General features: G+C 67.6%; 19 protein-coding genes and 3 tRNA genes. 15 read left to right on the top strand and 7 right to left on the bottom strand.

The features are described from left to right. Nucleotides 1-56: 56 nt before the first annotated feature. Both EDC25_RS01475 and tyrS read right to left on the bottom strand, forming a co-directional pair. A complete protein-coding gene (locus tag EDC25_RS01475) occupies nucleotides 57-3392 on the bottom strand; it encodes a hypothetical protein (RefSeq protein ID WP_123521341.1) in 3336 nt (1111 codons plus the stop codon). A 375-nt stretch (nucleotides 3393-3767) separates the two neighbouring features. Then, nucleotides 3768-5045 (bottom strand): tyrosine--tRNA ligase, encoded by a 1278-nt coding sequence (gene tyrS / locus EDC25_RS01470; RefSeq protein ID WP_123521340.1) that lies wholly within the window; start codon nucleotides 5043-5045, stop codon nucleotides 3768-3770. A 151-nt stretch (nucleotides 5046-5196) separates the two neighbouring features. On the opposite strand from tyrS, the gene EDC25_RS01465 reads away from it, so the two are divergent. Then, entirely contained in the window at nucleotides 5197-5568 is a 372-nt protein-coding gene (locus EDC25_RS01465; RefSeq protein WP_123521339.1) for a hypothetical protein, read from the top strand. Nucleotides 5569-5595: 27 nt separating this feature from the next. On the opposite strand, the gene EDC25_RS01460 is transcribed toward EDC25_RS01465, so the two are convergent. Both EDC25_RS01460 and EDC25_RS01455 read right to left on the bottom strand, forming a co-directional pair. Beyond that, a complete protein-coding gene (locus tag EDC25_RS01460; protein WP_123521338.1) occupies nucleotides 5596-5775 on the bottom strand; it encodes a hypothetical protein in 180 nt (59 codons plus the stop codon). Nucleotides 5776-5948: 173 nt separating this feature from the next. Further along, nucleotides 5949-6824 (bottom strand): vitamin K epoxide reductase family protein, encoded by an 876-nt coding sequence (locus EDC25_RS01455; RefSeq protein ID WP_123521337.1) that lies wholly within the window; start codon nucleotides 6822-6824, stop codon nucleotides 5949-5951. 86 nt (nucleotides 6825-6910) lie between these two features. Between EDC25_RS01455 and EDC25_RS01450 the strand changes: the two genes are divergently transcribed. Further along, on the top strand, nucleotides 6911-7216 hold the full coding sequence (locus EDC25_RS01450) for a GIY-YIG nuclease family protein (protein WP_123521336.1): 306 nt from the start codon (nucleotides 6911-6913) through the stop codon (nucleotides 7214-7216). A 26-nt stretch (nucleotides 7217-7242) separates the two neighbouring features. Here EDC25_RS01450 and EDC25_RS01445 read toward each other — a convergent pair whose 3' ends face one another. After that, nucleotides 7243-8133, bottom strand: coding sequence for a LysR substrate-binding domain-containing protein (locus tag EDC25_RS01445; RefSeq protein WP_123521335.1), 891 nt, complete (start codon nucleotides 8131-8133; stop codon nucleotides 7243-7245). A gap of 97 nt (nucleotides 8134-8230) precedes the next feature. Between EDC25_RS01445 and EDC25_RS01440 the strand changes: the two genes are divergently transcribed. Further along, a complete protein-coding gene (locus EDC25_RS01440) occupies nucleotides 8231-9160 on the top strand; it encodes a DMT family transporter (RefSeq protein ID WP_123521334.1) in 930 nt (309 codons plus the stop codon). Here the strand turns inward: EDC25_RS01440 and EDC25_RS01435 are convergent. Next, the gene (locus EDC25_RS01435) at nucleotides 9115-10017 is read right to left on the bottom strand and encodes a PhzF family phenazine biosynthesis protein (protein ID WP_123521333.1); all 903 of its coding nucleotides are present in this window, start codon (nucleotides 10015-10017) and stop codon (nucleotides 9115-9117) included. The two genes, EDC25_RS01440 and EDC25_RS01435, sit on opposite strands and share 46 nt — an antisense overlap. A 342-nt stretch (nucleotides 10018-10359) precedes the next feature. On the opposite strand from EDC25_RS01435, the gene EDC25_RS01430 reads away from it, so the two are divergent. The 12 genes from EDC25_RS01430 (at nucleotide 10360) to EDC25_RS01375 (ending at nucleotide 22281) form a co-directional block, all read left to right on the top strand. Then, nucleotides 10360-10914 (top strand): RNA polymerase sigma factor, encoded by a 555-nt coding sequence (locus EDC25_RS01430; protein WP_164483959.1) that lies wholly within the window; start codon nucleotides 10360-10362, stop codon nucleotides 10912-10914. Between the two features lie 917 nt (nucleotides 10915-11831). Next, complete coding sequence (locus EDC25_RS14615; RefSeq protein WP_165910858.1) at nucleotides 11832-12134, top strand: hypothetical protein; 303 nt, start codon at nucleotides 11832-11834, stop codon at nucleotides 12132-12134. A gap of 70 nt (nucleotides 12135-12204) precedes the next feature. Continuing rightward, nucleotides 12205-12281, top strand: a tRNA-Met gene (locus EDC25_RS01420). Nucleotides 12282-12407: 126 nt separating this feature from the next. Further along, nucleotides 12408-12926 carry a ribosome maturation factor RimP gene (gene rimP, locus EDC25_RS01415; RefSeq protein WP_123521329.1) on the top strand — a complete coding sequence of 173 codons (519 nt, stop codon included), beginning with the start codon at nucleotides 12408-12410 and terminating at the stop codon, nucleotides 12924-12926. Further along, nucleotides 12923-14419 (top strand): transcription termination factor NusA, encoded by a 1497-nt coding sequence (gene nusA, locus EDC25_RS01410; RefSeq protein ID WP_123521328.1) that lies wholly within the window; start codon nucleotides 12923-12925, stop codon nucleotides 14417-14419. The genes rimP and nusA overlap by 4 nt, the downstream gene beginning before the upstream one ends. Nucleotides 14420-14472: 53 nt before the next feature. Next, nucleotides 14473-17112 carry a translation initiation factor IF-2 gene (infB, locus tag EDC25_RS01405; protein WP_123521327.1) on the top strand — a complete coding sequence of 880 codons (2640 nt, stop codon included), beginning with the start codon at nucleotides 14473-14475 and terminating at the stop codon, nucleotides 17110-17112. A gap of 58 nt (nucleotides 17113-17170) precedes the next feature. Beyond that, nucleotides 17171-17596, top strand: coding sequence for a 30S ribosome-binding factor RbfA (gene rbfA, locus EDC25_RS01400; RefSeq protein ID WP_123521326.1), 426 nt, complete (start codon nucleotides 17171-17173; stop codon nucleotides 17594-17596). Between the two features lie 25 nt (nucleotides 17597-17621). Continuing rightward, the gene (truB, locus tag EDC25_RS01395; RefSeq protein ID WP_123521325.1) at nucleotides 17622-18530 is read left to right on the top strand and encodes a tRNA pseudouridine(55) synthase TruB; all 909 of its coding nucleotides are present in this window, start codon (nucleotides 17622-17624) and stop codon (nucleotides 18528-18530) included. A 145-nt stretch (nucleotides 18531-18675) separates the two neighbouring features. Then, nucleotides 18676-18945, top strand: coding sequence for a 30S ribosomal protein S15 (gene rpsO, locus EDC25_RS01390; protein ID WP_123521324.1), 270 nt, complete (start codon nucleotides 18676-18678; stop codon nucleotides 18943-18945). A gap of 26 nt (nucleotides 18946-18971) precedes the next feature. Continuing rightward, complete coding sequence (gene pnp, locus EDC25_RS01385) at nucleotides 18972-21077, top strand: polyribonucleotide nucleotidyltransferase (protein WP_123521323.1); 2106 nt, start codon at nucleotides 18972-18974, stop codon at nucleotides 21075-21077. Nucleotides 21078-21218: 141 nt separating this feature from the next. Continuing rightward, nucleotides 21219-21308 (top strand) — tRNA-Ser (locus EDC25_RS01380). An 897-nt stretch (nucleotides 21309-22205) separates the two neighbouring features. Further along, nucleotides 22206-22281: transfer RNA gene (locus EDC25_RS01375), tRNA-Ala, on the top strand. Nucleotides 22282-22832: 551 nt separating this feature from the next. On the opposite strand, the gene EDC25_RS01370 is transcribed toward EDC25_RS01375, so the two are convergent. Next, the gene (locus EDC25_RS01370; protein ID WP_123521322.1) at nucleotides 22833-26252 is read right to left on the bottom strand and encodes an InlB B-repeat-containing protein; all 3420 of its coding nucleotides are present in this window, start codon (nucleotides 26250-26252) and stop codon (nucleotides 22833-22835) included. Nucleotides 26253-26346 lie beyond the last annotated feature (94 nt).

The raw sequence follows: 26346 nt of genomic DNA, 5'->3' as shown, positions 1-26346 counted from the left end.
CACAGGTGCGGGCGCCCTGCGGCGCCCGTACCCGTTTGCGATCGGTGTACCTCCGGTTACCGCGGCACTTCGAATCCGTCGGCGAAGATGCGGTCTTTTTCAAGCGTGGTGCAGGCCTGGATGCGGATGTCATCCAGGTGCCAGCCTTCGGCGCCGACCGAGTTGTCGGTGCCGAGCCGCCAGCGGAACTGCACGGTCTGCCCCGCAAAGGCAGCCAGGTCCACGACGTAGTTTTCCCAGTCCCGGTCGCCGCACCAGGCCGGCTGGCCGGCCAGGGCATTGCCGAAGTTGCCGGCCACGGGATCGTCATAGGCGCGGTGGATGATTTCCGGCTCGTCGATAAGCGTCCACGTGCCGCCGCCGTCGCTGGAGATTTCAAGGATGCCGGCGTCGTAGCAGGTGTCGATGCCGGCCTCCAGCGCCTGGTGGTTCCAGAACTGCAGAGTCAGCGGCGCACTGCCGGGCGGCAGCGTGACGGGCGGTGACATCAGGCGCTGGTCCGAAGCGGTGTGCAGGTCCACCGCCAGCACCGCGTTGCCACCGGAGGGTGATCCGGCCGGTGCCGCCGCGGTGATCGCCCATGTCGAGCTGCCCGTGCTTCCCACGGTGCTGAAGGCGCCCATGCCCGCGCTGAAGTCCTCGCGCATCAGGTCGACGGCGAGTTGTCCCGATCCGCACGCGCCGGGTTGAACGCCGGTCCGGAACGTGTACACGCTCGATTCCGCACCGGTGCCGCAGGAATTCGATGCGCTGACCCGCCAGTAGTAGTCGCGGTCGAAGTCGAGCACGCCGGCATCCAGTGCAAGGCTGGAGGAGGTGACGAAGATATCGACCAGTGGCGACGAGAACGCGGCGTTGTCGGCCAGCTCGAAGCGGTAGCCCTCCGCGGCACCGACGGCCTGCCAGGAGAACAGCGGCGCCAGCGGTTGGCCGGTCGCCTGGTTTTCCGGCGACAGCAGCGTGGGCGAACCCGGGGAAGCCGGGGCGATGGTGAGGTGAAGCTCCAGCGTCTGGTCCTCACTGCCTGCGGCCTCGCCCTCGACCATCAGCGTGTGCGTGCCGGTTGCCGAGCCAGTGCCTGTCGTCACCGTGAGCACGCTGTCGCCATCCGGGATTACCGGATTGGCGCTGAAGGCGGCGGAGGCGCCGGCCGGCACGCCGCTGGCCGCGAGGGTGACGGGACTGCTGAAGCCGTTCACGCCGGTGGCCGAGATCGTGTAGTCGGCGCTTTCGCCGGCGCAGATGGCGGCCTCGCGTGGCTTGGCCTGGAGTGAGAAACCGGATTTGCCGGACTCGGTACACGCCGGGCGTGCACCGCAGGCGATGCCATGGGCGTTGAACGCATCCCAGATGCGGCATGCATTCGGGGTGCCGTCGGCGAGATTGCCGTTGTCGTCATCAATGGCCAGGTAGACCGTGTACCAGTTGTTGCTGTTGCAGCCGTCCACCGCCGCGGAAGCATTGCACTGGCCGCCACTGGCGACACGGTAGGCGCTCTTGGAGGGCACCAGGCTGCCGTACCAGATGTTGTCCATGCGCTGCCAGCCGGCTTCGCCGAATTCGCTGACCAGGGCATTCTTCAGGTCCCAATTGGCGGTGCTGGCGATATAGCTTTCGCAGTGGCCTTCGTACCCCATCGGCCCGCGGTAGGGACTGATGCCGTTCTGCAGGTAGGGGCAGGCCAGGCGGTCGCAATTGAGGCCGGCATCGGCGGTGACGTTGGCGGGACTGGCAATCGGCCGGGTGCCTTCGAGCGAGAAGTCGGCCAGGTCGCGCACGCCTGTGCAGCTCGTGCAGTTGTAGCAGATGCCGCCCGGGTTGGTGAAGAAGCCCGGGCCGATGCACGAGTCGCGCGTCTCGAGGAAGGCGAAGGTGTCGCCCACCGCTTCGCCGCTGCCGTTCTCGTTGGCGGCGCCGCCGGTGTTCTGGTCCATGCCGTGGCCCCATTCGTGCAGGAACACGGCGGCGATCTCGCCGGTATTGCCGCAGGTCGTCGTCGGCTGGCTGGCGGAAGCGCCGGACTTGAAAAAGCGGGCCTGTCCGCCGCCCCACGAGGCATTGCAGGTCTGGTTGACGTTCATGTTGGCGGTGACCTTGGTCTGCAGCCAGCTGTTGGCCGGCAGGATCGAGCGCGCCTTGGTGTTGATCAGCGTCAGGTGGTAGAAGCCGGTCCGCGATGCGTTCGTGTTGCCGGCGCCGCCGGATCCGGGCGTCGCGCAGTTCGTGCCGGTGTTGCCGCCCAGGTCGAGGATGCCATTGCTGCTGTTCGACAGCGAGATCGAGCCGCAGGTGTCCGCCATGCGGAAATACTTGCCATCCAGCGTCACGGTGGCGGTGCCGCCGCTGTAGTCGTAGATGCCGTCGATGTCGGTGACCTTGGCGCCGTTGTTGTTGACGGCGGCGAAGGGGAAGGTGACTTCGATCGACGGTTCCAGGTTGGTGGTCGGGTAGACGTGGCCCTTCACGACGGCGTCGACATGCAGTGTCAGGTCGCGCAGGTCGATCACGCGTCCGCTGCCGGTGTCGTACAGCACCTGCCACACCGCATGCTCGTCGACCCGGAACACGAAGCGCCAGGCCAGTACATGGTCGTAGCCGTTGCCGCGCAGGCCGCGAAGCGGCTGCGCCAGGGATTCGCCGGCCGGCAGTGTCGGATAGATGCGCAGTTCGCCTTCCTCCAGCCACTCGCTCACCTGCGTGCCGTCCGGAAAGTCCAGCTGACGCCAGGCGTCGGCAAATACCGCTTCGCGTGTTCCCTTGCTGGACTTGGTGACCGGCACCGAGACATCGGCGATGCGTTCGCTGCCGAACTGGATGATGTTGCCGTGGGCGATGCGCACGAAGGCATAGGCGCCATCGACCGGGATGCCGTCATGGAACTGCTGGAATTCCAGCAGCCAGTGCGTGTGGCCCTCGCCATAGGCGGTGCTGCGTTCGCGGTCGAGGCGAAGGTCGAGGCCATCAAGGGCGAGCAACTCCGGCATCGAGTCCAGGAAGCGGCGTGCCCGGTCCGCGACCACCGGCAGGTCCTGTTCCATCGAGCCGGCGAGGACGACGTCGCCTGCTGTCAGGCGGTTGCCCCGTCCGGGGAGCAGGGGAATGCCGCTGCCCTGCACGAGTGCGGCGCGGTCGTTGCGCTCGTCCCAGCGGATCTGCCACGCCGAGCCATGGCGTTGCAGGAACGGTTGCGTGCGGGCGGACAGGCTGAAGTCGCGCTCGGCATCGAGTTTCAGGCTGGTGGCCACTTCCAGGCCGTCGTGCACGGCGCGCAGTGCCGGCAACCGTTGCCCGGGGGGCGGAGGATCGCCGGGCAGGACGGCGAAGGAAAGTGCCGGGACAAGAACGCTGGACAGCAGCAGGCAGGTGGCCGCCTGGCGGAAACGCTTGGACATGATTCTCCCTCTGTGCGGGCCGCAAAGCCCCGGTTGCCGATCCACACGGCCTGCAGCCTGGGTGCCTCCCTGGGATCGGCAGCGAAACTAGCACATGGCGCGGCCGCCCGAGGACGCGGCCCTCACGTCATCAGCGGGTGCTGGACGGTTGCCCTGGATGCCGGCAAGTCGGCGGGTCGATCGGGCCGCGGGCGGCCGGCATCGACAGAACCTCGCCGGCAGGAGCGTGGTCCGGCATCGCATCGCTGGCGACGTGGGGGCGCGGGTCGGAGGGGCGCGGGCTTCGACGTGGTCGCGGCCGCGACAACCGGGTGTGGATTCCGGAAGCCGCTTCGCCCACGCCGGCGGGACAGCGAAGGTGGCGTCGCGATCCGCTCAGCCGGCGTCGAGGACGGCGTAGCTCTTCTTGCCCTTGCGCAGCAGCAGGTAGCGCCCGAACAGCAGGTCGCCGGCCGCGACCATGCGCATGGCATCCTGGCAGCGCTGGTTGTTGACGTAGATGCCGCCTCCGTCGATGTCCTTGCGAGCCTGGCCCTTCGACGGACACAGGCCGGCATCGACCAGCAGTTCCACCAGTGCTGCGCCGTCGCCTTCCAGGCGCTCTGGCGCCAATGCTCGCGTCGGGACTTCGCCGACCACGTCCTGGAAAGTCGCCGAGTCGATGTCGCCGATTTCGGCGCCGAAGAGGATCGCGCTGGCCTTCACCGCCGCATCCAGTGCGGCCTGTCCATGCACAAGGCGCGTGACTTCCTCGGCCAGGCGGCGCTGCGCCTGGCGGGCGCCGGGGTTGGCCGCGTGTTCGACTTCCAGCGCTTCGATCTCCGCCCGGTCGAGGAACGTGAACTTGCGCAGGTACTCGCCGACCTTCGCGTCCTCGGTGTTGAGGAAGAACTGGTAGAAGCGGTAGGGACTGGTGCGTGCCGGATCCAGCCAGACGGCGCCGGATTCGGTCTTGCCGAACTTGCTGCCATCGGCCTTGGTGATCAGCGGGAAGGTCCAGCCCCAGACCGGCACGCCGAGCTTGCGGCGCACGAAGTCGGTGCCGGCGGTGATGTTGCCCCACTGGTCGGAGCCGCCGATCTGCAGTTCGCAGCCCATCTCCCTGCGCAGGTGGTAGAAGTCATAGGCCTGCAGCAACTGGTAGCTGAATTCGGTGTAGCTGATGCCGGCTTCGCCTTCCATGCGCGTGCGCACCGAATCCTTGGCCAGCATCGCCGTCAGCGGGAAGTGCTTGCCGACGTCACGGAGGAAATCGAGGAAGCCCATTGGCGCCGTCCAGTCGGCGTTGTCGACCAGCCGCGCCGGGTTGTCCGTGGCATTGAAGTCGAGCAGGCGCGAGAGCTGGCCCTTGATCGCGGCGACATTGTGCTGCAGCTGCTCGCGGGTGAGCAGATTGCGTTCGGCCGACTTCCCGGAGGGGTCGCCGATCATGCCGGTGGCGCCGCCGGCGAGCGCGATCGGATGGTGGCCGGCGCGCTGGAAGCGGCGCAGCGTCAGCTGCCCCATCAGGTGCCCCACGTGCAGCGAATCGCCGGTCGGATCGAAGCCGCAATACAGCGTGATCGGCCCTTCCTCCAGGCGCTTTTCCAGTGCCTGGATGTCGGTGCAGTCGGCCAGCAGGCCTCGCCACTTGAGGTCTTCGATCAGGTTCATCGCAGTTCTCGGCACTTGCGCCGCTGGGCGGCGACTCGACAGGGGCGGGCATTCTAGCGGGAACGCCGGGTTTCCACCGCTGCGGCCGGGTGTCGATGACCCGGTTGGATGGGTTGGTTATGATCGGGCCCTTGTCGAAGGGGACACACGCATGCGCGGAGCCGGTGGCACCGATGGTGGATTGATCCTGTTTTTCATCGGCCTGGCCTGCGCCGTCGCGGGGGGCTGGCTGCTCACCAACCAGGTGACGGTGACCGGCGGGCACTGGTCGCTGTGGGGCTACAACAGCTTCGGGCTGTCCTTGCTGCCGTTCCTGGTCGGCACCGCCGTCCTGTTCTTCGACGGCCGTTCGAAACTCGGCTGGCTGCTGCTGGTGGCCGGGCTGGTGATCATCCTGGCGGGCGTGCTGGTGAACCTGCGCATCTACTTCCAGCCGACCAGCCTGTTCAACACGTTGATGATGCTGGGACTGCTGTTTGGCGGTATCGGGCTGCTGCTGCGCTCGTTGACGCCGGGACGCTAGGTCCCGGCGTCGTTCCTGCGTTGCCCGTCAGCCGAGTCGGAACAGACCGCGGTTCTTCTGTTCGCTGGTCGTGTACTGGCGGGGCAGTGCGTATCCACTGCTGCGGCCGTAACCGGTCCCGGCGACACGGGGCTGGTAGCGCCGGCTGGAGCCGGTGTCGGACATCCGGCGCAGGTCTTCGCGTTGGCTGTTGTCCTGACGTTTCATGGTGCGTTGCTCCTTGGTGGTGGAGCCACCTTAGGGAGCGACAGGACAGCGGCCATGCGCCGGAAGTCATTGCCCGCGTGGGAAACGTGATTCCATTCAACTGCGGTTTGGATCACTGGGCCGGAAGTCATGCAACGCGGCCGCACCTGACCGCGTTGCAGGCAGGCCCGATGTCAGTTCGCCCCGGCTTTCGGCCAGCGGAACGCCGACATGCGTTCCAGTTCCTCGGTGGAGAACGCCTGCTGGTACTTGCGACCGCGGATGATCCACGTCGGGAATCCTTCGATGCCGGCATCGGTGCAGGCGAGGGCGACCGGGCCACGCTGCCCCTGTGGGCTGCATTCGACGTAGGGCAGGTGCTCGCCGGCGCGGCCGAAGGCGGCCTTCTGATCGCGACAGGCCGGACACCAGGACGCGCCGTAGAACTTCGCGCCGGTGCTGGTCAGGTGCTCGGCGAGCGCGCGCAGGCGCGGGCTCTCCGGCGCGGTGAGCAGGCCGCCCTGCCATACGCCGATGACCAGTACGATCGCCGCCGCCAGCGCGCCATTGTTGATCCACCAGGTCGACCAGCCGGATGCGGGTGCGCCTTCCGGGGGACGGACGCTGAGCAGCACCAGGATGGCCACGAGGAGGGCCAGAGACAGCAGGCACCAGGCGCAGAAGGCGTCCAGCGCCAGCCAGCCGGCGGTGGTCAGGTACAGGCTGATCGCCACGCCGATGAGCGCCAGTCGCGACTGGCGCTGCCAGCGCGGCACCGGGCGACGCACGGGCTGCACCGACACGATGAGCAGCAGCAGGTACAGGCCGAACCCCCACCACGCCATCGGAACGCCCAGCAGCGTCGACCAGGCGCTGGACTGGATCAGGTCGCAGCTGCTGCCCGCCGTACAGAAGGCCGGCTTGCTGCCGGACAGCGCGACGATACCGAGGTAGGCGGTCAGCAGCAGGCCCAGGCCCGCGAGGATGGCGACCGGCCCGTCCGGTTTCAGCCGGTTCGCGTTGACAGGCTTCGTGGCGGGTTTGGCTGGCTTGACTGCCTTGCGTGACATCGTTGTCCTCCCTTGGATCCGATCAGTCATTATTGCAATCCCGGCGACCTCTTGGGATGTGCAGGCCTGCGGATAGACTGGCGGCCATGAATTCCGAGACTTCCCGGACCTGGTACGTCTATCTGCTGGAGTGCCGTGGCGGCTCGATCTACACCGGCATCGCCGTGGATGTCGAGGCGCGCTTCCGCGCCCATTGCGAAGGTCGCGGCGCGCGCTATACGCGGGCGTACCCGCCGATCCGCATCCTCGCCCGTTTCGCGCACCCGGACAGGTCCGCCGCCAGCCGCGCGGAAGCGGCGATCAAGCGCCTCGATGCGCGGCGCAAATGGCTGCTCGCCGGCACCTCGGACACGGATGCCGTGCCGCCGGAACGTCCCGTCGAAGCTGGCTAGTTCCCGTGCCGCGAGGAACCCGGATCTCAGGCGTTCTCGCGTGCGCGCTCGTGCAGCCAGCGCGCGAACAGCGCCGCCGGTTCGCTCAGGCGCCGGTGCGCGGGATGCACCAGGTAATAGGCGAAACGGCCGGGCAGCACCGGACCGGGCAGGCGCACCAGGCGGCCGTCGGCCAGCCAGGGGGCGACGATGCGCTCGCGCGCCAGCGTTGCGCCCAGTCCACAGACGGCTGCCTGCAGGGCATCGGTGGAATCGACGAAAGTGTGCATGTCGGCCAGTCGGACGCCGCGATGGCCGGCTGCACTGAACCAGTCGCGCCAGCCCTGGCGCGCCATGTCGGCAATCAGCGGCAGTCGCGCGATATCGCCCGCCTCGCCGACTTCCTGCACGCCCGGAAGGTCGGGGGAGGCGACAGGAAACAGGGTTTCGTCGAGCAGGTGCTGCGCCGACATGTCGGGCCACTGTCCCGGTCCGTGGCGGATCGCCAGGTCGGGACCGTCGTCGTCGAAGCGGGCAAGGGCGATGTCGGTCTCGACGCTGAGGCGGATGTCCGGATGTTGCCGCGTGAAATCGCCCAGGCGCGGCAGCAGCCAGCTGTGCGCAAAGGAATGCAGCGTCGCGATGCGGATGCGCACGACGTCACTGCGCGGCCGCAGCGCGCCGAATATGCCGTCGAGGTCGGCCAGCGCATTGCCGGCGGCGTCCGCCAGCATGCGACCCGCGGGCGTGAGGCTGACGCCGCGGGCATGGCGCTTGAACAGGGTGACGCCGAGCAGCGATTCCAGCTTGCGCACCTGGTGGCTGACCGCGCTGGCCGTCAGGTGCAGTTCGGCGGCGGCGTGCGCGAAATTCTGCTGCCGGGCGGCCGCTTCGAATGCGGCCAGGGCCGACAGCCAGGCTGACCGGGCAATGCTCATAGACACAAATCCTGTTTGGGGCTGGCCTCGGAACAATGCGCTTGTCGCTTTCCGGGGCCGGACGGATAGTGGCGCACCTCGCCACGAGTCTAGTGCCATGTCCAGCAACCCGGCAGCCATCGAGTCACCGCTTCCTCCTGCCACGCGCACGGCCGAGTGGCGCAACAGCCTGGACCTGCTGGTCCTTGGCGCGATCTGGGGCGGTTCGTTCATGCTCCAGCGCGTCGCCGCGCCGGAGTTCGGCGCGCTCGCGCTGGTCGAGCTGCGGGTGTTGTTCGGCACGCTGGTCCTGCTGCCGTTCCTGGTCGCGGCCTGGCCCCGACTCAAACCATATCGCTGGCGGCTGGCGTTGATCGGCCTGCTCAATTCGGCGGTGCCGTTCGTGCTTTTCGCCTGGGCCGCCGGACGTGCGCCGGCCGCCATCGGCGCGATCACCAACAGCATGGCGGCGTTGTTCGCGGTCCTGGTGGCGGCGCTGATGTTCCGCGAGCGCATCGGTGCCCGACGCGGTATCGGCCTGCTCGCCGGTTTCGCCGGCGTCATCGTGCTGGTCGGCGGCCGCAGCGTCGGCCTGGATACGGTCTGGGCCGGTATCGCCGGCACGCTGGCCGCGCTGTGCTACGGCGTTGCCGGCAACCTGGTGAAGCGCTGGCTGACGGGACTGCCTTCGACGGCGACCGCGGCGGCGACGCTGGCCTGGACAACACTGCTGCTTGCGCCGTGGGCGATCGCCAGCTGGCCGCAGGCCCGGCCGGGCACCAACGCGTGGGTGTGCGCGATCATCCTCGGGCTGGTCGCCACCGGCGCCGCCTATGCCATGTATTTCCGCATGATCGAGCGCATGGGCCCGTCACGGGCGGCCACGGTGACCTATCTGGTGCCCCTGTCCGGCGTCGCCTGGGCCTGGGCGCTGCTGGGCGAGGCGGTCACCCCGACGATGGTCTTCGCCGGTGCGCTGATCCTGGGCGGCGTCGCGCTCAATCAGGCGCGGCCGGCGGTGGCATCGCGCAGCGGCCAGTCGGCATAACCGTCAATGACCAGCTGGGTCTCGCCGCCGACCCAGATCGCGCCATCCTCGATGCGGATCAGGATGCGGGCATCGCGACCGATCTCGCGCCCCTGACTGACCCGGTAGCCCCGGCCGAGACCGCCCAGCGGCTCGCTGTCGGCGACGTAGGCGGCGATCAGGCCGTTGGCTGCACCCGAGGCGGGATCCTCGACGATGCCGACGCCGGCGGGGAAGGCGCGCACCACCAGGTCGTAATCGGAATTGTCGCAGCGCGCGAACACACACAGGCCGAGGCTGTCGCTGGCATGGGCCAGCGCGGCGATGGCGGCATGGTTGGGATGCCAGCCGCGCACGCTGGCTTCGTCGGCCAGTTCCGCCAGCCACCAGCGCCGCCCACCTTCGATGAAGGCGGGCGCCAGTGCGCCCAGGCGTACGTCGGCAAGAATGGCCGACAGTTGCGGATCGGCGTCGAGGCCCCGGCGCAGCACCGTTGCACCGGGAGACTGCACAAGCAGGCGGCGGTCCGCCCCTTCGCCCTCGACCAGGATCGGCAGCAGGCCGGCTCCACATTCCTGGACCAGGCGGCCATCGCCGGCGGTCACGAATCCGGTGGCCAGTGCGGCGTGGGCGCTGCCGATCGTCGGGTGGCCGGCAAAGGCGATCTCGCGCGTCGGCGTGAAGATGCGCAGCCGATAGGAGGCCTCCGCCGTGGCAGGCGGCAGCAGGAACGTGGTTTCCACCAGATCCGTCCAGGCGGCGAAGCACTGCATGTCCTCGCCGGTCCAGTCGTCGGCGCCGAGGACCACGCCCAGCGGATTGCCACCACCGGGACGGGCGGCGAAGACATCCAGTTGCAGGTAGCGGACTCGGCTCATGACATCACCTGTTCAGCGGGGCGCGCATTGTGACGCCTGCCGTCGCGCAATCACAGCGGCGCCGCTGGCGCCGTTCAAGTTGACCCCGTTGTCGCTGCCGGTGCGTTTGATGTCCTGTCCACTGCAAGGAGCGGGAATATGAATGCTGTCGTCCAACGTGCCGGCGCGGCCTGAGCCGGACACGGCCTGGTGAGGTCGATGTCCGCCGTATCGGCGCCGTCACCCGCGCCTGCGCTCCGGTGGCGCGGGCTCGACTTGGCGCGCTCGCCAGCGGCCCTGGCCGCGGCCCCTGCAGGGTCCGCTGCCGGGCCGGCGCTGCCGGAATTGCTTTACGCTTGCCGGATGACCGCGGAGCCCAGCGACGAAATCCTCATGCAGTCCTACGCCGCCGGCGATGCGGCCGCGTTCGAGACGCTGTATCGCCGGCACCGCAACACGCTGTATGGATTCCTTCTGCGCGCGCTGGGACGTCGCGACCAGGCGGACGACTGTTTCCAGGAAGTGTGGAGTCGCGTGATCAATGCCGCGCCACGTTACCGCCCCGAGGCGAAGTTCAGCACCTGGCTGCTGCAGATCGCACACAACCTGCTGATAGACCGGCACCGCCGGCAGCGGCCCGAGCAGCCGCTCGATACGGCCGACGGCGACGGGCCGGTCATCGCGGCGCTGGTGGAGCATGAGGCGACGCCGGAAAGGCAGTTGTCCGAGTTCCAGGCACAGCAGCGCCTGCGCCAGGCCATCGCCGCGCTGCCCGCCGAGCAGCGCCACGTCGTGCTGCTCCGCCTCGACCAGGAGCTGTCGCTGGAGGAAATCGGCTTGATCACCGGCGTCGGACGCGAGACCGTCAAATCGCGGCTGCGCTATGCCATGGACAAACTGCGGGAACGGCTGGCATGAGCGAGCGTGAGCCCCTGACCGCGCAGGAACGCGAACTGGCCGACCGCCTGACGGTCTGGAAGACCGGCGCGCCGCCGCCCGCTGTCGAGCAGGCGGTCCTGGCGCAGGCCCGTTCGGCGACAGCCGCCGTGGCGGCTCGCCGCTCGCGTCGACCGCCATGGCTGGTGAGCCTGGCCAGCGCGGCCGTCCTCGTCGTGGCCGTCGGTGTGGTCTGGCGGGTCGTGGAGATGCCCGGCCATGAAGAACGGCTGCTGGAATCCATGCCGACGGGCGCGCCGCCTTCGCCGGAAGCAGGCGCCCGTGGATCCGATGCACCCGGGTTCGCGCCGGCAGAGGTCGGCGCGTCGGGGGCCGAAGGGGAGGGCGCGGTGCGCGATGCGGAGCCACCCGCCGCACGGACTGGGACCTGGGAGAAGGCGGGGGAGGAAAGAATCCGGAACCAGGCGGATGCCAGGCCGTCGGTCGACACGGCGCCAGCCCGTTTCGAACAGGCGGCGCCGCGGTCGGATACACCGGCGAAGAAGGAAGCGCCCGCCGGAGGAACGCGGGCAAGATCGCTGCGTGCGCCGCAGCCGGCGCAAGGGTCTTCCGCCCCGACGCCGGCCACGCCGGTACCGCCGCCTGCGACCGCGCCGGTTGCGGCCGAGCCTTCGCCTGCATCCTCTGCTCCAGGGCGTTCCGGGCAAATCGCGCCGCAGGCGGCGTCGCCTGCCACACCGGCAGCCCGCAGCGTGTCGCCCCCATCCGGCATTTTGCCGGCACCGGCAAAGGCACCCGTTCCCGCGCCACCGCCGGCGGCAGCCCTGCCGGCACCATCGCCTGTACCTGTACCTGTACCTGTACCTGTACCTGTACCTGTACCTGTACCTGTACCTGTACCTGTACCTGTACCTGTACCTGCGCCTGTGCCGGCGCCTGTGCCGGCGCCTGTGCCGGCGCCACCACCCGCGCCCGTCGTCGAGCGGGCACCCGTCCCGGATACATCCTCCGGCATCCCGGATGCGCGGGAGGCCGGCACCGACGCCGGCAAGGCGTCGGCCGAATCAGCCGGAGGCGCCGACCAAGGCGAAGTCGCCCGGGACATCGCCCGCGTCCGTGAACTGGTCCGACAGGGCAGGCGTGCCGAGGCGGTGCGCGAGCTGGAAAAACTGCGCCGGCGTTTCCCGCAGGCAACACTGCCTGACGATCTGCAGGCACTGCTTGCGGAGCGCCGCCGCTGAACGATGTCGTATCGCTTCCATATCGGGCTTGCGGCAAGTCCCGCAACTGATTACAATGCGCGCTCGCTGATGCGGGGTGGAGCAGTCTGGCAGCTCGTCGGGCTCATAACCCGAAGGTCGCAGGTTCAAATCCTGCCCCCGCTACCAGGTTTGAAAAAAGCCTCCTCAGCGAGGCTTTTTTCTTGGCCGCACGACGGGAATGCTCCAACGTCGTCGGCTGGCTCAGGATGGCCGCTTGCGGCCATTTTTTGTTTGTGATTTTTGCAGGAAGGCATGGACAAGGCTCAGGACATCGCAAGGCTGGTGGAATCCACGATCTCCGCGCTCGGTCTCGAGCTGTGGGGCGTGGAATATGCGCCGCGCGCGAACAATTCCCTGGTGCGCCTGTACATCGACCACGCCGGGCGCGAAGTCACGGTTGACGACTGCGAGTCGGTCAGCCGCGAAGTCAGTGCGCTCTTCGATGTCGAGGATCCGATCAACGGCCACTACACCCTCGAGGTGTCCTCGCCTGGCCTGGACCGTCCCTTCTTCAAGGCGGCGCAGCTTCCGCGCTATGCGGGCGAAACCCTCGAAGCCAGCCTGCATGCGCCGGTCAACGGGCGGCGCCGGATCCAGGGGCGCCTGGAATCGGTGGACGGCGAGCGCGTCACGCTGGCCGTGGACGGCCAGCCGTTCTCCTTTGATTTTGCACAAGCGGCGAAGATCCGGGTCAAGCCGGACTACGCGAAACTGTTGGCACAGCCTGGACGCGCGAACGGCAAGGCCGGCGCACCTGGAGACACGGAATGAGCAAGGAACTGTTGCTGGTCGCCGAAGCCGTGGCGAACGAGAAGGGCGTCGAGCGCGCCGTGATCTTCGACGCCCTGGAAGCCGCGCTCGCCTCGGCCGCAAAGAAGCGCTACGAGGAAGACGTGCTGATGCGCGTGAGCATCGACCGCGCGTCGGGCAACTACCAGACGTTCCGGCGTTGGGAAGTCGTCGCCGATGACGTCGTCATGGAATCGCCGGACCGCCAGCTGCGCCTCATGGACGCCCTGGACATCAACCCGGACGCCCAGGTCGGGGACTTCATTGAGGAGCAGGTCGAGAACGCCGAGTTCGGCCGCATCGCCGCGCAGGCCGCCAAGCAGGTCATCCTGCAGAAGGTGCGCGAAGCCGAGCGTGCCCTCGTCGTCGAAGCCTACAAGGATCGCGTGGGCGAACTGCTTACCGGTACCGTCAAGCGTGCCGAGCGCGGCAATATCATCATCGACCTGGGTTCCAACGCCGAGGGTTTCATCCCGCGAGAAAAGGGCATCCAGCGCGAGAACCTGCGCGTCGGCGACCGCGTGCGCGGCTACCTGTATGAAGTCCGCTCCGAGCCGCGCGGGCCGCAGCTGTTCATCTCGCGCACCGCGCCCGAATTCATGATCGAGCTGTTCCGGATCGAAGTGCCGGAAATCGGCCAGGGCCTGGTCGAGATCATGGGCTGCGCCCGCGATCCGGGCGACCGCGCAAAGATCGCCGTGCGCGCCCACGACAACCGCACCGATCCCATCGGCGCCTGCATCGGCATGCGCGGTTCGCGCGTGCAGGCGGTGTCGAACGAGCTCAACGGCGAGCGCGTCGACATCATCCTGTGGAGCGAGAACCCGGCGCAGTACGTCATCAACGCGATGGCGCCGGCGGAAGTCCAGTCGATCATCGTCGACGAGGAAAAGAACAGCATGGACATCGCGGTAGCCGAGGACAAGCTGTCCCAGGCGATCGGTCGCGGTGGCCAGAACGTGCGCCTGGCCAGCCGCCTGACCGGCTGGCACCTCAACGTGATGACCGAGGCGCAGGTTCGCGAGAAGTCCGAAGCCGAGCAGGAAGCGGCCCGCCAGCTGTTCCAGGACAAGCTGGAAGTGGACGGCGAGATCGCCGGCATCCTGGTCCAGGAAGGTTTCTCGACGATCGAGGAAATCGCCTACGTGCCGGAAGCCGAACTGCTGGCCATCGACGAATTCGACGCCGACATCGTCAACGAACTGCGCGCCCGCGCGCGTGATTCGCTGCTGACGCAGATGATCGCCGAGGAAGAGGAGATCGAGGCGCACAAGCCGGCCGACGACCTGCTCGATCTGGAAGGCATGGACGAGTTCATCGCCTATGCCCTGGCGGCGCGGGGCATTGCCAATCGTGAGGACCTGGCCGAGGCGGCGATCGACGAGATCTCCGACATCGACGGCCTGGACGAGGAGCGCGCCGGCAATCTGATCATGGCTGCACGCGCGCACTGGTTCGAGGAAGCCCAGGATTGAATCTTTTCCTGTCCCGCCGCCGCGCCGATATCTGACCCAGGAGTTCTAAAGGCATGTCCGAAACAATCCGACAGCTCGCCGCACTGGTGGGTACTCCGGTCGACACCCTGATCGAGCAGCTCGCATCGGCGGGCATGTCCTATTCCAATGCGGACGAGCTGGTGAAGCCGTCCGACAAGCGCAAGCTCCTGGAGTTCCTGCGCTCGCAGCACGGCAAGGGCGCCGCCCCGGCCGTCGAAGTCGACAAGACGCCGGCGAAGATCACCCTGCGGCGAAAGACGGTGACGGAACTGACCGTGTCCGGCCCGCAGGGCCGCGGCAAGACCACGGTGCCCGTCGAAGTCCGGCAGAAACGCACCTACGTGAAGCGCGCCGCCCTGGACGAACAGCAGGCCGATCCGGCGGACAGCGAGCGTGAGGAGGCCCTGCGCAAGCTGGAAGCCTCGCGTGCGCAGCAGGCCGAAGAGCTGAAGGCGCTCGAGGAATCCGATCGCAAGCGCCGCGAAGAGGAAGCCCGTCGCAAGGCCGAGGAGGAAGCGCGCCGCGCCGCCGAGGCCGAAGCGCAGCGCCTGGCTGACGAACAGGCGCGCGCGGCCGCCGCCGCGCCTGGCGCGAAGGCGCCCGAAGCCGCTGCCGATGCGCAGCGAAAGCCCGATGAAGCGCGTCCGCCGCGCAAGGACCTGCCGCCGAAGGCGCCGGAAAAGGCGCGTGAGGAGCCGCGCCGGCACAAGCCGGGCCGTGGATCGCATCGCATGGCCGAAACCGAGGTCAGCGAGGATGTGGCGGCACCGCCATACATTCGCGGCGAACTGCACCTGAGCAACGAACGCCGGTCCGCGCCGGGCAAGCGTCGCGGCGGCAAGCCGCAGCGCCACGGCGACAGCGGTCGTGGCGGCAGCGGTGGCGACCGCCACGGTTTCTCGCGTCCGACCGCACCGGTGGTGCGCGAGATCGAGATCGGCGAGTCCATCGTCGTCGGCGACCTGGCCCAGAAGATGGCCATCAAGGCTGGCGAACTCATCAAGGCGCTCATGAAGATGGGCGTCATGGCCACCATCAACCAGACGCTCGACCACGACACCGCGGTGCTGGTCGTCGAAGAACTGGGACATTCCGCAAAGCGGGCCGAGGAGCGCGACCTGGAACAGGAACTGCTGGCGCACAGCGAATTGCAGGGCGAGGCCTCCGTGCGTCCGCCTGTCGTGACCATCATGGGCCACGTCGACCACGGCAAGACATCGCTGCTGGACTACATCCGTCGCACCAAGGTGGCCTCGGGCGAGGCGGGCGGCATCACACAGCACATCGGCGCCTACCACGTCGAAACCGACAAGGGCGTGATCACGTTCCTGGATACCCCGGGCCACGCCGCGTTCACGGCGATGCGCGCGCGCGGCGCCAAGCTGACCGACATCGTCGTGCTGGTGGTGGCCGGTGACGACGGCGTCATGCCGCAGACGATCGAAGCCGTGCAGCACGCCCGTGCCGCCGGCACGCCGCTGATCGTCGCGGTCAACAAGATGGACAAGCCGGCGTCCAACCTCGACGCGGTGAAGCAGGAACTGATCCAGCACGAAGTCATCGCCGAGGACTTCGGTGGCGACGTCGCGTTCGTGCCGGTGTCGGCGAAGACCGGCATGGGCATCGACGACCTGCTCGACGCGATCCTGGTGCAGGCCGAGGTCATGGAGCTCAAGGCGGTCGCCAAGGGCACGGCCTCCGGCGTTGTCGTCGAATCGCGCCTCGACAAGGGCCGCGGTACGGTCGCCACCGTGCTGGTGCAGCAGGGCACGCTGAACAAGAGCGATTTCGTGGTCTGCGGCGTCGAGTACGGCCGCATCCGCGCCATGTTCGACGAGGCCGGCCGGCCGGTGCAGGAAGCGGGCCCGTCGATCCCGGTCGAGATCCTCGGCCTGTCCGGTTCGCCGAACGCCGGTGACGATTTCACCGTCGTCGCCAACGAGCGCATGGCCAAGGAAGTGGCGCATACGCGTGCGCAGAAGCTGCGCGAGGCGCGCCTGGCCAAGACGCAGATGGCGAAGCTGGAAGACATCATGGCCAACATGGGCCAGACCAGCGAGCAGCAGACGCTGAACATCCTGATCAAGGCGGACGTGCAGGGTTCGGTCGAGGCCCTGCGCGATGCGCTGACCGGCCTGAGCAACGAACTGGTGCGTGTCAACGTGATCGGCGCCGGCGTCGGCGGCATCACCGAATCGGATGCCACTCTGGCAGCCGCGTCGAAGGCACTGGTGATCGGCTTCAACGTCCGTGCCGACGCCACCGCGCGTCGCGTCGTCAACGATGCCGGCATCCAGGTGCTGTACTTCTCGATCATCTACGACGTGATCGACCAGGTGAAGCAGGCCGTTACCGGTCTTCTCGGTACGGAGATCCGCGAGGACATCATCGGCATCGCCGAGGTTCGCGAGGTCTTCCGTTCCTCGAAGTTCGGCCAGATCGCCGGCTGCATGGTCGTCGAAGGCATCGTCAAGCGGAACAAGCCGATCCGCGTCCTGCGCGACAACGTCGTCGTCTTCCAGGGCGAGCTGGAATCGCTTCGCCGCTTCAAGGAAGTCGTCGAGGAAGTCCGCAACGGCATGGAGTGCGGCATCGGCGTGAAGGGCTACGACGTCAAGTCGGGCGACCAGATCGAGTGCTTCGAGCGCGTCGAAGTCCAGCGTACGCTGTGACCCCATTGATCGGGCTGGCCGGCGTCGTCGTCGGCCCGTCCTGCAAACGGTAGCTGCCATGGCACGTTCCTCCTTCAAACGCACCGACCGCGTCGGCGCCGAGCTGCGCCGCGAAGTCGGCCTGCTGGTCCACCAGGCGGTCCGCGACGCACTGCTGCCGGAGATCAGCGTGTCCGATGTCGAAGTCACCCGCGACTTCGCCCATGCGACGGTTTATTTCACCGCTCTGGACAACGCCGCCGCCGAGCCGGCGCTGGCCATGCTCAAGGAGCTGGCGCGCGACATGCGTCGCCAGCTCGCGCAACGGCTGCGTCTTCGCATCACGCCTGAGCTGCACTTCCGCTACGACCGTTCGGTCGAGGAAGGCGAGCGCATCGAGCGACTGCTGCGCGAAGCCGGGCTGGGCAACGATCCTGCGCCGGCCGAAGGCGGTGATGACGGTGGGCCGGTCGACGACCAGGAGGGATCGGGCCCCTCGGCCTGATCGCTTCGGCGCCGCCGTTTAGCGCATGGATGTCCAGCAATATGCGGCCGGCACGCGGCCGGCCGGTGGTGCCGTGAACGGGATCGTCCTGCTCGACAAGCCGGAAGGCCTCAGTTCCAACACCGCACTCCAGAAGGTCAAGCGCCTGATCGGTGCCGCCAAGGCCGGCCATGCCGGCACCCTCGATCCGCTGGCCACCGGCATGCTGCCGATCCTGCTCGGCGAGGCGACCAAGCTGGCCGGCCACCTGCTGCACAAGGACAAGGCCTACAGCGTCGGTTGCCGGCTCGGCCAGACCACAACCACCTACGATTCCGAAGGCGCGGTCACCGCCGACCGTCCGGTGCCGGCCCTCGATCGCGCGGCGCTGGAGGCGGTGCTGCGGCCGTTCACCGGGCGCGTCCGCCAGCGTGCGCCGGTGTATTCGGCGATCAAACAGGGCGGACAGCCGCTGTACCGGCTGGCGCGTCGGGGCCAGGACGTGGTGGCGCCGGAACGCGAGGTCGCGATCCATGCCATCCGCATCGACGGCCACGAGGGCGACCGGGTCGACCTGACCGTCGAGTGTGGCAGCGGTACCTACATCCGTTCGCTGGTGCACGACTTCGGCCAGGTGCTGGGTTGTGGAGCGCACGTGACACGGCTGCGCCGGCTGTGGGTCGATCCCTTCCGCGGCCGTTCCATGGTCAGCCTGGAGGACATCGAAAACGGCGCCGACTGCCTGTTGCCGCTGGAGGTCGCGGTGTCGGGCTGGCCGGTGCTCAGGCTCGATGCCGGCCAGGTCCTCGCGATCCGGCAGGGCAGGGGCGTGGCCATCGACGATATTCCGGACGGCGTGCTGGCCGGCTTCGATGGCGACGGCCGGCTGGTCGCGCTGCTGGGAAAGGCTGCGGATGGCCTCCTGCGTCCGCAGCGGGTGATCAATCCGACCTGAAGCCGGCGGTTTCAGGCTTGTTGCGGCACTGGCGCTACCGTTAGAATGGCGGCTGCCTTCGCCTCATGCAAACCATTGATTCGCGAAACCTGGGGCGGTTCATCTCGAACCGCGGGGTTCGCTTCGTACATCAGGACATTTCCACATGACACTCAGCGTCGAAGATACCGCCCGCATCATCAGCGAGCACCAGCGTGCCGCCAACGACACCGGCTCCCCGGAAGTGCAGGTTGCCCTGCTGTCGGCCCGCATCGAATACCTGACCCAGCATTTCGCCGAGCACAAGAAGGACCACCACTCGCGTCGTGGCCTGCTCAAGCTGGTCAACCAGCGCCGCCGCCTGCTTGATTACCTCAAGCGCAAGGATGACGAGCGCTACAAGGCGCTGATCGCCAAGCTCGGCCTCCGCCGCTAACCGCCAGTACGAAGGGATCCAGGCTCGTGACCAAGCACACCAAGCAGTTCCAGTACGGCAAGCACCTCGTCACCCTGGAAACCGGCGAAATCGCGCGGCAAGCCAGCGGCGCGGTGATGGTTAGCGTCGATGGCACCGTCGTCCTCGTGACGGCGGTCGGCAATCGCACGGCGCGGGAAGGGATGGACTTCTTCCCGCTCACCGTCGATTACCAGGAAAAGTTCTACGCCGGTGGCCGCATCCCCGGCGGCTTCTTCAAGCGCGAAGGCCGTCCGACCGAGCGCGAAACGCTGACGTCGCGCCTGATCGACCGTCCGATCCGCCCGCTGTTCCCGGAAGGCTTCCGCAACGAAGTGCAGGTCATCGCCACGTTGCTGTCGCTGAATCCGGATGTCCCGGGTGACATCCCGGCGATGATCGGCACCTCTGCCGCACTGGCCCTCTCCGGCATTCCGTTCGCCGGCCCGATCGGCGCCGCCCGCGTCGGTTACGCCAACGGCGAGTACATCCTCAACCCGTCGAACAGCGAGCTGGCCGACTCCAAGCTCGACCTGGTCGTCGCCGGCACCGCGAACGCGGTGCTGATGGTGGAATCCGAAGCGCAGCTGCTGAGCGAGGACGTGATGCTCGGCGCGGTGATGTACGGTCACCAGCAGATGCAGGCCGTGATCAACGCGATCAACGAGCTGGCCGCCGAAGTCGGCGTGCAGCGCTGGGACTGGCAGGCACCGGCACGCAACACCGCGATGGTCGACGCCATCAAGGCCGCCACCGGCTCCCGTCTTGCCGAGGCTTTCCAGATCCGCGACAAGCTGGCGCGGCGCGACGCGATCGCCAAGCTCAAGGCCGAAGTGCTGGAGCAGCTGAAGGAGCAGGCCGAAGCCAATGGCTGGCTGCCCGGCGAGCTGTCCGGCGAATTCGGCGAACTGGAATACCAGACCATGCGCTCCTCGGTGCTCGACACCGGCCTGCGCATCGACGGCCGTGACCTGAAGACCGTCCGCCCGATCAACGTGCGCGTTGGCGTCCTGCCGCGTACGCACGGCTCGGCGCTGTTCACCCGCGGCGAGACGCAGGCGCTGGTCGTGACCACGCTGGGCACCGGTCGCGATGGCCAGGTCATCGACGCGGTCGAAGGGGAGAGCAAGGACAACTTCCTGTTCCACTACAACTTCCCGCCGTACAGCGTCGGTGAGGCTGGCCGCATGGCCGGCCCGAAGCGTCGCGAGATCGGCCACGGCCGCCTCGCCAAGCGCGGCGTGCAGGCCGTGATGCCGGCCGAGGGCGAGTTCCCGTACGTGATCCGCGTCGTTTCCGAGATCACCGAGTCGAACGGTTCCTCGTCGATGGCTTCCGTCTGCGGCTCCTCGCTGGCGCTGATGGATGCGGGTGTGCCGATCAAGGCGCCGGTCGCGGGCATCGCGATGGGCCTGATCAAGGAAGCCGACCGTTTCGCCGTGCTGTCCGACATCCTGGGTGACGAAGACCACCTGGGCGACATGGACTTCAAGGTGGCCGGTACCGCCGAGGGCATCTCCGCCCTGCAGATGGACATCAAGATCGACGGCATCACCGAGGAGATCATGAAGGTGGCGCTGGCCCAGGCCCGCGACGGTCGCCTGCATATCCTGGGCGAAATGGCGAAGGGCCTGTCGGCGCCGCGCACCGAGATGAGCGAGTACGCGCCGCGTCTGCTGACCTTCAAGATCCATCCGGACAAGATCCGCGAAGTCATCGGCAAGGGCGGCAGCGTCATCCGCTCGATCACCGAGGAAACCGGCACCACCATCGACATCGTCGACGACGGTACCGTCACCATCGCCTCGGTCAACCGCGCCGCGGCCGATGCCGCCCGCAAGCGCATCGAGCAGATCACCGCCGATGTCGAGCCGGGTCGCATCTACGAAGGCAAGGTTGCCAAGCTGATGGATTTCGGCGCCTTCGTGACGATCCTGCCGGGTCGTGACGGCCTGGTGCATGTCTCCCAGATTTCCTCCGAGCGCGTGGACAAGGTGTCCGACAAGCTGAAGGAAGGCGACATCGTCAAGGTGAAGGTGCTGGAAGTCGACAAGCAGGGCCGCATCCGCCTGTCGATCAAGGCCGTCACCGAGGACGATACGGCCAACGCCTGAGTCCGGGCCGGGCACGTGACAGGAAACGGGGCCGAAAGGCCCCGTTTCCGTTTCCGCGTCGGCGGTTGCATTTGACATGCACCCGACGTCCTCACGGCGCGCAAACACCCGCCGTCCGCCTGCTAGAATCGCGAACGCAATGGAGAGGTGGCCGAGTGGTTTAAGGCAGCGGTCTTGAAAACCGCCGTGGCAGCGATGTCACCGTGGGTTCGAATCCCACCCTCTCCGCCAGAAACGAGAATGGGCCCGCAAGGGCCCGTTTTCGTTTCTGGTCGAGCGGGAAGGGCGAGAAGCCACGCGGGGTTCGACACGAAGGCAGGATGCCGTAGTGGACGGCGCAGCCGCCCGCAGGGCGCGGTCCACGGATGGACCGCGTTCATCCCACCCTCTCCGCCACAGACGGGAATGGGCCCGCAAGGGCCCGTTTTCGTTTCTGGTCGAGCGGGAAGGGCGAGACGCCACGCGGGGTTCGACACGAAGGCAGGATGCCGTAGTGGACGGCGCAGCCGCCCGCAGGGCGCGGTCCACGGATGGACCGCGTTCATCCCACCCTCTCCGCCACAGACGGGAATGGGCCCGCAAGGGCCCGTTTTCGTTTCTGGTCGAGCGGGGCGGCGGGAAGCCACGTGGGGTTCGACACGAAGGCCGGATGCCGCAGTGGACGGCGCTGCCGCCCGCAGGGCGCGGTCCACGGATGGACCGCGTTCATCCCACCCTCTCCGCCACAGACGGGAATGGGCCCGCAAGGGCCCGTTTTCGTTTCTGGTCGAGCGGGGCGGCGGGAAGCCACGCGGGGCTCGACACGAAGGCCGGCTGCCGCAGTGGACGGCGCAGCCGCCCGCAGGGCGCGGTCCACGGATGGACCGCGTTCACCCCACCCTCTCCGCCACAGACGGGAATGGGCCCGCAAGGGCCCGTTTTCGTTTCTGGTCGAGCGGGGCGGCGGGAAGCCACGCGGGGCTCGACCGAAGGCCGGCTGCCGTAGTGGACGGCGCAGTCGCCCGCAGGGCGCGGTCGAGGCGCCACCGCGTTCAACTCTCCGCGGCCCGACACGATTCCATGGGCGGACCGCTGCGGCCGGTCCACTTGGCAGCCGCCTGACCAGCAACTAGAATTGCCGCTTCGTGTGGGGCGGTAGCTCAGCTGGGAGAGCGTCGCGTTCGCAATGCGAAGGTCGGGAGTTCGATCCTCCTCCGCTCCACCACGATTTCCAACGCCCGACCTTGCGGTCGGGCGTTTCCGTTTTCAGCCGCCGCACCCCCGCCGGCCCTGCAGGCTTCGCGATTTCGCATCCGCGGTGCGCAGCGGAATAAGCCGGGACGCCAGGCAGCCTGACGGGTGTCCGGGGCATGCACCGTACGATGTCGGTGCACTACGCCGACGGGATGCGAACCCAGTGCCCGGATGTCGCCGGGACAGCGGGGGGCGAGTCTCCACGCCGGCCAGTCCGACAGGACGTGGTATGGCCTTTATCGCCCGCTTCCCATGTCGTGTTTGCCGTCTCCGGCGTCGCTCCAGGTTGCGGGAGCCGCCAACGCGCCAAGTCCTGCCCACCGCCAGTCGTGTGCGAAGCCGTTCGGGCGACAGGCGGGCGATCAACCCGTCGATGTTTTCGCGCGCACGCAAAAAGGAGCCCCGGGTGTCGGGGCTCAATCCGTCGCACCGGCGGGTGCTGTGTCCGAATTGCCGCGCTGCGATTGCCAGGGGAGCCGGCCCCGCGGGACGCTACGTCCCGCGGACGCCATGCTGGCGAAGTCACCGCGGCGCGATGTTCCCCAGGTCAAGCTCGACAGTCCCGCTCTCCGAAGACAGCAGCATCCCGACCTGACCGCCGCTGGTGTACGGCGCTGCAAGAACCGGTTCGTCCGGCTCGATCCGCAGCCAGCTGCTCGCTTGCCCGGAATGCCCGTCGCTGGCCGCCAGGCGCACGAGGGTTGCGTCGCCGTACTGCAGCTGGTCGATCCGGATGACGGTGTTCGCCGGGCCGGCGACCTGCAAGAGGGTCACGATGCCATCGTCTTCCATGGTGACCGGATCGACGGCCACGTCTCCGATACCGTGGAAGGCCGGGCCGGACAGATCGGGAGCAGAGTCGGGCACGGCCTTCGCGCCATCATCCATCTCCGAGTTGAAGCCGTTGCGGAAGATGACCAGCGTGGTCGTGTCTTCGGCAAAGGCTGACAAGCCCGGTGCCGTGATGTCCACGCTTGCAGTCGTCGCGGGCAGGTCGGTGTCGGCGGCAACCGCCACGGTCACCACATAGCCGGCCGCCTCGCCCACGCCGAGCACCAGCCCGCTGTCCTGCAACGCGCCGGTGCCGCTCGGGGTGCATCCACTGACCGCTGTCAGGCACTGCCAGGTGGCGGATGAAACGTCGAGGCTGTCCGCCAGTGTCATGGCGATCGACAGCCCGGTGACTGCGTCGGGACCTTCGTTCAACACCTCGACGAGATAGTCGACCACCTGGCCATGGCGTATATGGTCGCGACCATCGCTGACGCTGACCGACAGATGCGCGTCTGCAAGCCGGTTTTCCAGTGCGAACGTCACGCCGGCCGCGGCGGCATAGGCGGGCGCACTCGCGCTGACGGCATACGTGCCTGGTGTCATGTTGGCCATGACGCCGAGAGCGGCGATGCCATCGCTGCCCGTCGTGACGGTTGCCTGGGCGGGCAACAGGGAAGGGCCGCTGGCAGGTGGCATGAAAGTGATCTCGACACCGGACACCGGCTCGGCGTCGATATCGAGCACGAGCACCCGTAATGCCTGGTCGAAAGGCATGCCGATGACGGCAGACTGCGCGTCGCCGGTCACGATGTGCAGTGAAACCGGCGCAACGAAACTGGCGTCGACGGTGCAATCGCCGATGACGGGCGCGGTGACATAGGTGTTGCCGTCGAGCTCTCCGCCACAGCTGCCGCCCACGACCGCGACGAACCCGGGATCCGGGGAGACCTGGAACGATATGTCCGACCCGTGCTCAACGGTCTGCGCACCCGTGGGTGACAGCGTGCCGTTGCCACTGGACGAGGCGGTGACGGTGTAGGTGTTGATCGCAAACGCCGCGGACACGGCGAAGTCGGATGTGACAGCCATATCGACCCGCGGGTTGTCGTCGCGACCATCGCTCCATTGCAGGAAGTGATACCCCTTTCCCGGCACCGCCGTCACGGGTGCGCCGTCTTCGCCGTGTTCAACGGTCTGCACCGGCTCACCATCGATGCTGCCGTTGCTGTCGGCCGAATAGGCCAGCGTGTAGGTGTTGATGGCGAACTGCGCTTCCACCGTGATGGCCGCCACCACATTGGCGTCCAGGCGCGGATTGTCGCTACGGCCATCACTCCACTGCACGAAGTGGTAGCCCTCGTCCGCCACCGCCGTCACGGCCGAACCCGATCCGCCGTGGTCGATGCTTTGCACGGTGTCGCCATCCACCTTGCCATGCGCTCCGGCGAAATAGGTCAGTAAGTAGTGGTTCAGTGCGAATACCGCCGTCACGCTGCAGTCGGCGGCAATTCCCGCGGTGTTGAAGACCAGGCCATCGAGCGTGCCGCCGCAGCTGCCTTCAACGTCGGCCACGTGGTGACCCTCGGCAGGCGTCAGCGAGAACGCGACGTTGTCACCGATGGCCGTCAATTGCGGCACGTCGGGCTGGATGCTGCCATTGCCCTGGGCGCCTGGTGTCACCCACGCCGAGGCCAGGCCGCTGCCGGACAACTGCACCTCGACCGGATCGGGAATGCCGTCACTGATGATCGTCATCACGGCAACGTGGGGTCCCGCGGCCTGGGGCCGGTAGTCGATGCTGAAACTGCAGCTCGCGCCGACCGCGATGCTGGCGCAGTCGGCGATATCGATGCCGAAATCGAAGTGCATCGCATCGTCACCCGACAGGTAGGCCAGCTCGATCGCCAGCGGACCGTGTTCGCGGTAGTTGGTGATCGTGACCGTCCGCCGTGAACCGTCGTCGACGAGGACGTCCCCGAAGTCGAGCACATCGGTATCCATGGCGATTTCGGCCATGAGACCCGTGACGCGCATGGAGAACACGGAGGTGAGGTTCAGCCAGCCCGGGAACTGCGGTTCGTAGCGCAGGGTGGTCGGGACGATGACGCCGTCTTCGAGGTATACCAGGTAGATGGCGCCGTCGGCGCCGAAGCGTCCACTGCCGACGATCATGCCGTAGTGGCCCGGTGGCAGCTCGATGCCGCCAAAATCGGCGAACAGCTCCTCGGTGAACGACTGGCTCGTGATCAGCGCACTGGCCAGCGCCTTCTGCTCCAGCAGCGGATCGTTAGGATGCGGAGGCAGGTCGTTGGCGCTCTGGAGCGGGAAGATCGCCACGAAGCCGGTGCCGTGGCCCATGTATCCACCCCATACGCCGACGCGGTCGATCCTGGTAGGCCGGTTCAGCGTGAAACGCTGGGCGGCGAAATTCTGGTTGTCCATGCGGTAATAGGCGGTCACGCCCCACGCCCAGGGCTCGACGGTCTGCCAGAGAAAGCGCGTCGGATCGACCGGTGCGGGCTCGATGGGCTGGCCGCGCAGGAAAATGCGCACCGAGGTCTGCTGCAAGACCATGGAGCCGCTGGCCATGTTCATGGTCCAGGGGCCGTAGGTTCTCGCCGGTTTGGGATTGCCCGTGGCGTTCATCGTCGCCGAGGACTGCGACGTGGGCGAACCGTGGCGGCCGGTACCGAAACCAACGGCATACCAGCCCGGTTCAAGCTCGACGTCCATGGCGGTACTGATTTCCGCGGGCGCGTTGCCGCCGGGCATGTCCAGCAGCGCGGTCGCCACCAGGTTGCTGTCCGTGAGCACGTAAGCCGGCGAAGACGGCGTGCCGAGGGCGTAGATCGCCCCATAGATGGTCGCCGGCTGGAACGAACTCAGCTGGCCACCGATCTCGGAAACGCGGACGCGCTCGGTCAGGCGGAATGAAATGCCGTGGAAGTGCGTGCCCGAGAGGCTCAGTCCGCCGCCGGCCAGGCCCGGTGCCGAACTCTCGAACAGAAAAGGTTCCGGCGTTCCGGCACGGGCCGGCAGGGCGACCAGCAGCCAGGCCGACAGCAGCAGTACGATCAGCGTCCACCGCGTCCGCGTGTCCCTGTGTGCCGCGACGCCTGCGGCACATGCAGGGTGGAACGATTCATGGACATCGGCGATGGGTCTCATGGACAGGCTCTCTCCGCAGTTGAATGGGCAGGGTGGCAATCGGACCTTCCTCCCGGCCCGACCTTTCCACCCGTTACCTGTCCAAGCGCGATAA

It is taken from the genome of Pseudofulvimonas gallinarii (assembly GCF_004343305.1).
GTDB classification, from domain to species: domain Bacteria; phylum Pseudomonadota; class Gammaproteobacteria; order Xanthomonadales; family UBA2363; genus Pseudofulvimonas; species Pseudofulvimonas gallinarii.
The sequence above is the reverse complement of the archived record's forward strand: the minus strand, read 5'-3'. Positions and strand labels throughout refer to the sequence as shown.